Origin of the sequence: Rugamonas brunnea, assembly GCF_014042345.1 — a bacterium.
GTDB classification, from domain to species: Bacteria; Pseudomonadota; Gammaproteobacteria; order Burkholderiales; family Burkholderiaceae_D; genus Rugamonas; species Rugamonas brunnea.
This window is the reverse complement of sequence record NZ_JACEZT010000041.1, coordinates 1-3,080: the sequence shown is the minus strand read 5'-3', so window position 1 is coordinate 3,080 and position 3,080 is coordinate 1. Positions and strand designations below refer to the sequence as shown.

Here is a 3,080-nt window from a genome sequence, read left to right as displayed (position 1 = left end):
AAGCGTTTTGTTCGTCAGCAGAGAAGCGAGATTATGCAGTGTTTCGTATAAGTCGTCAACCCCTCGTTTTTCCCGCTTAACTTGCACTTCAGATGCATCGTTTCGCGAGGGACCGAACTATAGCAAACAGGGCGAGGATTTGGCAAGGTTTTTTTGCAATGCACAACTGCTACAATGCCGGCCTTTTGCCACTTTTGGCATGCAGAACAAGGAACATGGCCATGCAAGAAGCCAACAACCATACCGCCAAGCGCGGTACCTTCAGCTCCGGATTCGGCGTACTCGCCGCGACGCTGGGATCAGCAGTCGGTCTGGGCAATATCTGGAAATTCCCCTACCTAACCGGCGCCAACGGCGGCGCCGGCTTTTTGCTGATCTACCTGCTGGCAACGCTCGTGATCGGATTGCCGGTCATGATGGCAGAACTCGCAGTGGGGCGCCAAGCCAGGTCCAACCCAATTACCGCACTCCAGAAGCTGGCGCCGAAGGGACAACCTTGGTGGTTGATCGGTGCCGCGGGCATGATCGCCGCCTTCCTGATCCTGTCCTTTTATTCGGAAGTGGTCGCCTGGGTGTTCGCCTACGTATTCAAAGCCATCGGCGGCTCGATCCTGAGCAACGATCCCCATGTCACGGAAGCCGCGTTCAATGCAATGATCGGCGACCCTGTGCAATCGCTGTTGTGGCAGTGGGGTGTGCTGATCTTCATCGGCGGGATTTTATTGCTGGGCGTGACCAAGGGAATTGAAGCCCTGGCGAAGAAACTGATGCCACTGCTGTTCCTGCTGCTGTTAGTACTTTGCGCGGTCAGCCTGTCACTGGATAAGGCGAGTGAAGGTCTGGCTTTCCTGTTCAACCCTGATTTCAGCAAAATCACCTCCTCCGCCATCCTGACGGCCATGGGCCTGGCATTTTTCAAGCTGTCACTCGGCATGGGTGCAATGCTGACTTACGGCAGCTATTTCCGCGACGACCAGAATATTCCGATGACGACCGTGCGCGTGATGGCGGCCGACCTGTGCGTCTCCATGCTCGCTGGCATGGCCATCTTCCCCGCCGTCTTTACCTTTGGCTTCGCGCCGGCGGCTGGCCCTGCCCTGGTATTCATCACAATTCCAGCCGTATTCTCCCAGATCCCTATGGGACAGTTGCTCATGGTCGCGTTTTTCGTACTGGCCGCCATCGCGGCGACTGGCGCCATGCTGTCACTGACCGAAGTGCCTGTCGTCATTCTTCACGAACGCCTGAATATCCCACGCCGCCGCGCCACGATGCTGACCATCCTCAGCCTGGCATTGCTGGGCTCGACCTGCGCGCTGACTAACAATGTCCTGGCCAACTTCAAGCTCTTTGGCCTGAACATGTTCGATCTGTACGACTTCATCTCGTCGAATGTCATTTTGCCAGCTGGAGGCATCTTGCTCGCGGTGTTTGTGGGATGGGTATGGGGCAAGGAAAAGTTCGGGCACGCGTTGTCCAACCAAGGGAAATTGAACAATCCGACCGTCACGCGGGCCGCATTTTTCCTGTTGCGCTACGTGTCACCGGTGCTCACTTTGCTGGTCATGCTCAAGGGCCTGAACCTACTTTAACAAAGCGAAAAAATCCCAACGCAATTGGCTCACGGACCAGTGTTTTTTTCCTATCCAAAACGGAGTATGCCTATACTTGGGGAGATTTGACTTCCACCAGGGCGCCAGATGGATCAAAGTGCATTCCCCAATGTGCCAATGCCGACAATCCTGATTGTCGACGATTCCCTGTCCTACCTCGGCGCGCTGCTGGACCGGCTGGAACGGCACGGCTTCCTGGTCGTGCTGGCCCAGACTGCGGCCGAAGGACTGATGCGCGCCGAATTCGCGGAGCCCGACCTCATTCTGCTGGACGTTGTCATGCCCGGCATCGATGGTTTCGAGGCGTGCCGGCGCTTGAAAGCCGGCAAGGCGACCAAGGACATTCCCGTCATCTTCATGACCGGCGTGACCGACCCCAAACAGAAAGTCACGGGATTCGATGTGGGCGGCGTCGATTACATCACCAAGCCATTCCAGATCGAAGAAGTTCTCGCGCGCATCAACACCCACCTCGCATTGCGCAAGGCCAACCGCGAGCTGCAGGACATGATCGCCACTCTGGCCAAGGCCAGGGAAGACCTGATCCGCAATGAAAAGCTGGCCGGCCTCGGCGCGATGGTGGCGGGTATTGCGCATGAACTGAACACGCCCATCGGCAACAGCCTGATGGCGGCAAGCACGTTTGAAACCCAAACAGGCGACATCCTGCATGGGCTGGCCGAAGATGGCAGCGTCAAACGTTCCGTCTTCGAACGCTACATTGAAAACGCCCGACTGACGGTGGATATCCTGACCCGCAATCTGCATCGCGCCGCCGATATCGTGACCAATTTCAAGCAGGTCGCCGTCGACCAGACCAGCTCGCAAAGGCGCAGTTTCCTGCTGTCCGAGGTGGTGGCTGGAAATATCCTGACCTTGCAGCCGACCATCAAGCGCACGCCGTTTGTGATCCGGCAGGATATTCCGGAATCGTTGATGATGGATAGCTTCCCTGGACCGCTGGGCCAGGTGGTCAACAACCTGATCAACAATGCGATCCTGCACGGCTACGATGGCTATTGCGACGGCGCGATCAATGTCAGCGCCAGGTTGTCTTCGTTTGGTTGGGTCACGCTGGTGGTGGAAGATCAGGGCATGGGCATCAAACCGGCCGACTTGCATCGGATTTTCGATCCGTTCTTCACCACCAAGATGGGAGTGGGTGGATCGGGACTCGGGCTCAATATCGTGCACAACATCGTTACGGAGATCCTGGGCGGCACGATCGAGGTCAGCAGCGAAGTGGGCAGGGGCACCAAGTTCACGCTGAAGTTGCCGATGCTGGCGCCGACCAAACAACCGGGCAGCTGAGAAAGGACGAAAAAAAACCCCGCCAACAGATGTCAGCGGGGTTTTTTCATAATAACTAGCTTGACGATAACCTACTTTCACACTGGTTGCAGCACTATCATCGGCGCAGAGTTGTTTCACGGTCCTGTTCGGGATGGGAAGGGGTGGGACCAACTT

The 3,080-nt window shown here is 56.7% G+C and carries 2 protein-coding genes and 1 rRNA gene; 2 read left to right on the top strand and 1 reads right to left on the bottom strand.

Annotated elements, in window-relative coordinates:
- Window positions 1-221 precede the first annotated feature (221 nt).
- Together H3H37_RS25355 and H3H37_RS25350 are read left to right on the top strand one after the other, a co-directional pair.
- Entirely contained in the window at window positions 222-1,592 is a 1,371-nt protein-coding gene (locus tag H3H37_RS25355) for a sodium-dependent transporter (protein ID WP_182167773.1), read from the top strand.
- A gap of 138 nt (window positions 1,593-1,730) precedes the next feature.
- Window positions 1,731-2,924, top strand: coding sequence for a sensor histidine kinase (locus H3H37_RS25350; protein ID WP_182167771.1), 1,194 nt, complete (start codon window positions 1,731-1,733; stop codon window positions 2,922-2,924).
- 58 nt (window positions 2,925-2,982) lie between these two features.
- Here the strand turns inward: H3H37_RS25350 and rrf are convergent.
- Window positions 2,983-3,080 (bottom strand): 5S ribosomal RNA (rrf, locus tag H3H37_RS26305); the annotation flags it as partial.